Here is a 3,243-nt window from a genome sequence, read left to right as displayed (position 1 = left end):
AAGACATGGAATCACAAATGATTCATCCGATTCAAGAACTCTCGGGACAGACACTGAGACGCATGAAAGAGCCTCCGAGCGTGTTCACGGCAAAGGACAGTGCCGAGAGCATACCGCCCTTGCCCATGAGGCCCAGATAGGAGAGCCCGGCGAGCGCCGCCTTGAGACCGATGAAGCCGGCCGTGATGGCGACAAGCGCGCCGGCGATCCGCGGGTGGGCATCGACGACAGAAATCAGCCCCTCGACCAGGGGTTTGAGAACCCCTGCGGCACTCCCCAGGATCGGGATCAGCGCATTGCCGATGCTGGTGGCCAGGTTCTGGAGGGCAATGCGGAAGGCCTTCGTCTTCTCGACGCCGGTCTCCATCATGCGGGCGAAGTCCTTGTCGACGACACCCGAGGCCTTCGAGGTCTGGTCGCGGATCTGGATATAGTCGTCGATGCCATTGAGGAGCGGCAGCAGTCCCTTCTGGACCTGGGCGTCGTTGAAGAGTTCGCCGAGCCGCGATGTATCGCCCTTGATCGCCTTGTTGATGGCGCGCAGCGCGGCTTCGAGGGGATCCGCCCCCTTGGCGACCGCATCCTTCAGCACTTTCCGGATGTCGACGCCGTGCTTCTTGAAGTTCTTGATGGCGTCGTTCGAATTGATCTTCTGCAGGATGTTGTTGAAGTTGGTCGCAGCCTCCGAACTGTCGCCGGCGCCGCGCCTGACGATCTGCAGCGCCGCGGCAATCTCCGAGAGGCCCTGCTGCCCGGTCATGCCCTTGGAACTGGCCAGCGCGGTGATGGACGGCAGGTACTGCGCCATGTCCTTGAGCTCGAAGCCACCCGCCTTGCCGGCCGCCGCCATGATGTCGAACGAGCGGGCGAGGTCCTCGGCCTTGATCCCCAGATTCGACATCGCAGCGAAGCCCGCCTTCGACAGGTCCTCGAGGCTCGCCCCCGTCGCGGTGGCCGCCTTGCCGATCGACGGCATGGCCCTGGTCGAACGCTCGACGTCGAGACCCATGCCCACGAGGAAGTCCTGGGCGCGGATGATGTCGGTGGTGAACTGGTTGACCTGAACGGAGGTGGCCCTGGCGGCACTTCCGATCTCCTTCAGCTGCCCGGCCGAGAGATTGCCCTTGGCGCCGAGCTCGGCCAGCGCGCGCTGGAACTCGAGGGCAGAGGAGACAGGTGCGGAGAGTGCGTTCTTCAGGACATAGAGCGTTCCCACGGCATCGAGCATGCGGCCGCGGGCGGCATCGATGGCGCGGTTGTTACGCGAGATGGCGGCATCCAGCCGGTCGGCGAGCGTTATGGGTCCGCCTGTTGCATCGCGGACCGTGCGGGTGATGCCGCGCAGGCTGTTGGCGACCCCGCGCGCGGGCCCCGAAACCCGGTCGAGGAGTTCGACGATGAGCTGGGTCGTCTGGCTCGCCATCGTCTATTCCTTTCGCGCACCCGTCAGACGCCGGGCTTCGGCATGCCAGAGCAGCAACTCGGCCCAGTCCATGTCGTCGAAAGCGGTGATGGGGGTCGAGAGCACGTGCGCAGTATCAGCAACGATGCTGCGCCAGCCGGTCACGCCGGCGCCTTGGGCAAAAAACCGCCCAGCACCTCCGAAATCGCCGCGAAGTCGCCGGCATCCATCTCGTCCATCGTTGCCAGCGGCAAGTCGCAGAGGGCGGCCGCCATGGCAATCCCCTGGTCGAGCTCGGTGAAGCCCGGCTCCCGCCCCTTCTCCAGTGCGCGCAAGTCCCGTACCTTCGGGCGGCGGATGGTCACTTCAGTCACCATGCGGCCTTCGATCTGGAGGGGACAGGCAAGCGTCACACGCGCCGTGTCAGTCATGCGATTATCTCCCATGGTTCAACCCTCAGCGCTGGACGCGCAGGATGCGGCGCTCGTCATCGTTCTGCGAGATGCCGTCGAGGCGCCATTCGGAGGAGAAGAAGTCCCAGAACAGCTTCTCTTTCTCATTGAACCAGAGCTCGTAGTGCATCACCTCGTTGATGGCGTATTCATGCCCCTGCAACTCGCCGCGCTGGAAGGCGTCGGGCTCGATCTTGCCGAGGCGGCCCTCAATGATGGCCTTGGCCTCGATCGCCAGCCCGGTGCGCTTGTCGCGGATGACGCCATAGGCGGTGAACACCTTCTGACGCGACGAGCCCAGGCCGAACTGGGTGAGGAGATCGGGATCCCAGCCATTGAGCTTGAAGGTGGGCTCGAGCTTCTGGATACCGACCGCCACTTCGATCTGGACGCGCGAGCCCCCCGCATGATGCTCCTGGTACATCTCCTGCAAGGGCGGCAGCTTCAGTTCGGCAAGGCTCAGGTGCTTCGAGGCGGTGGGGTCGTGATCGCCCGCGAAAAGATTTGCCGCTTCCATGACGTAGATTGTGCTCATGGGTCATACTCCCTGTCAGATGTTGATCAGCCAGTGACGGCGTCGACCTGGGCCAGGAGGTCGTCGAGCAGCGCATCGAGCGCCGGGCGATAACGCGCCGACTGGATGCCGAGGTAGCGCAGCACCGGGGCCTCCTCGGCCGCGAAGTTGACGGTGAACCGGCCCTGCCGCAATTCCTCCGGCGAGTTCTGGTCCCGCGCGAACTTGACCTCGTAGCCGAGGATGTCGCCGTCGGCCTTGAGGTCGCGCATCGCGAAGCCCATGGTGTTGAGGACTGCCTGGATGGTCTGGCCGGTGATGTTGAAGCGGCCGAGATAGAAACGCAGGGTCCTCAGGAACATCAGGTGGATGTAATCGCGGCCGCGCGTCACGTTGTAGAAGCGCCAGAGATCGTCCTCGCCGGCATTGTCGGTGCCGACATAGACGAAGCCTCCGGAGGCAATGGCGCTCTCGACGCCGAGCTCGCCGCGGAGCAACACGCCGAGATTGTGCGAGAGCAGCCGCTGGCCTTCGGTCGCCCCGTCGGTGAGCGAGAAGTTGATCGGCCGCGAGGGTCCGACGATCCCCTGTACCGGCTGGTTGGCCCAGCTGTGGAATGGACGGCCCTGCTTCTCGTGATCGCGCCTCACACCGATGCCCACGACGGCGGGCGACAGCGGCACGACAGCGATCTCGGTCCCGTTCATCACCCGGACGGCGGGATCTACAGGAATGAGCCGGCTGGAAGACAGGGTCTCGCTCCAGTCGAGGGCTGCCTGCTCGGTTGTGGCGGGCCCGTCGACCACGGCGTGGGCGAGGAGCTTGTTGCAGATCGCGGGCAGCGCCACGCAGACGGCATTGGCATTCGAGCCCTG

Annotated in this window: 4 protein-coding genes and 1 pseudogene; all 5 read right to left on the bottom strand. The window is 64.6% G+C overall.

Translation table 11 applies throughout. The annotated features are described in order from the left end of the window. Positions 1-31: 31 nt before the first annotated feature. Positions 32-1,423 carry a phage tail tape measure protein gene (locus WCJ41_RS20890; RefSeq protein ID WP_336907767.1) on the bottom strand — a complete coding sequence of 464 codons (1,392 nt, stop codon included), beginning with the start codon at positions 1,421-1,423 and terminating at the stop codon, positions 32-34. Positions 1,424-1,426: 3 nt separating this feature from the next. Beyond that, a complete protein-coding gene (locus tag WCJ41_RS20885; protein WP_336907766.1) occupies positions 1,427-1,567 on the bottom strand; it encodes a hypothetical protein in 141 nt (46 codons plus the stop codon). After that, positions 1,564-1,833 (bottom strand): phage tail assembly protein, encoded by a 270-nt coding sequence (locus WCJ41_RS20880; RefSeq protein WP_336907765.1) that lies wholly within the window; start codon positions 1,831-1,833, stop codon positions 1,564-1,566. Before WCJ41_RS20880 ends, WCJ41_RS20885 begins: the two co-directional genes overlap by 4 nt. Positions 1,834-1,858: 25 nt before the next feature. Next, on the bottom strand, positions 1,859-2,389 hold the full coding sequence (locus WCJ41_RS20875) for a phage major tail tube protein (protein ID WP_336907764.1): 531 nt from the start codon (positions 2,387-2,389) through the stop codon (positions 1,859-1,861). Positions 2,390-2,415: 26 nt separating this feature from the next. Continuing rightward, positions 2,416-3,243 (bottom strand): annotated as a pseudogene (locus WCJ41_RS20870) (phage tail protein); the annotation flags it as partial.

It is taken from the genome of Aestuariivirga sp., assembly GCF_037139295.1.
Taxonomy (GTDB): domain Bacteria; phylum Pseudomonadota; class Alphaproteobacteria; order Rhizobiales; family Aestuariivirgaceae; genus Aestuariivirga.
This window is presented reverse-complemented; position numbering and strand designations above follow the sequence as displayed.

Excerpts from the sequence above, each read along its gene's own strand:
- WCJ41_RS20890 (WP_336907767.1), bottom strand. The coding sequence starts at position 1,423 with ATGGCGAGCCAGACGACCCAGCTCATCGTCGAACTCCTCGACCGGGTT.
- WCJ41_RS20880 (WP_336907765.1), bottom strand. The coding sequence starts at position 1,833 with ATGACTGACACGGCGCGTGTGACGCTTGCCTGTCCCCTCCAGATCGAA.
- WCJ41_RS20875 (WP_336907764.1), bottom strand. The coding sequence starts at position 2,389 with ATGAGCACAATCTACGTCATGGAAGCGGCAAATCTTTTCGCGGGCGAT.